This window comes from Chromobacterium vaccinii (genome assembly GCF_000971335.1).
In the GTDB taxonomy this organism is placed as follows: Bacteria; Pseudomonadota; Gammaproteobacteria; order Burkholderiales; family Chromobacteriaceae; genus Chromobacterium; species Chromobacterium vaccinii.
Genome location: NZ_JZJL01000147.1, coordinates 1 through 605, shown reverse-complemented (window position 1 = coordinate 605; position 605 = coordinate 1). Strand labels below are relative to the sequence as shown.

Genomic DNA, 605 nt, shown 5'->3' with positions numbered 1-605 from the left:
GACGGCGGCAACTGGCGCGTGGAGGGCGACACGCTGCGCGGCGGCGCCGGCAACGACCAACTGTTCGCAGGCTGGAGAGGCTACGACAACGTGTTCGAAGGCGGCAGCGGCAATGACACGCTGACGGGCAGCTATAGCCACGACATCTATCTGTTCAATCTGGGCGATGGCCAGGACGTCATCCTGGACAAGGCGTCCAGTCTGGCGGATGCGGGCGACGAGCTGCGTTTCGGCGCCGACATCAAGGATACCGACATCCAGGTGCTGCGCAGCGGCAACGACATGGTGTTCCGCCACGTCAACGGCCAGGACAGCGTGACGGTGAAGGACTGGTTCGCCAGCCAGCTGAACTGGATCGAGCAGATCACCTTCGCCAGCGGCGTGAAGTGGACGGCCGACCAGCTGATGAAGCAAGGCGTGCCGCTGGTGGGCACCGAGCTGGGCGACACGCTGCGCGGCGGCGACGTCGACGACTGGATCCAGGGCAACGGCGGCAACGACTCGCTGTACGGCGGCAACGGCAACGACCTGATCGAAGGCGGGGCGGGCGACGACGGCCTGTTCGGCGAAGAAGGCAACGACACCCTGCGCGGCGGTCTGGGCAA

At 66.3% G+C, this 605-nt stretch carries 1 protein-coding gene; it reads left to right on the top strand.

Translation table 11 applies throughout. The features are described from left to right. On the top strand, window positions 1-605 hold a 605-nt coding region (locus VL52_RS22985; RefSeq protein ID WP_046159225.1), incomplete at both ends, for a calcium-binding protein.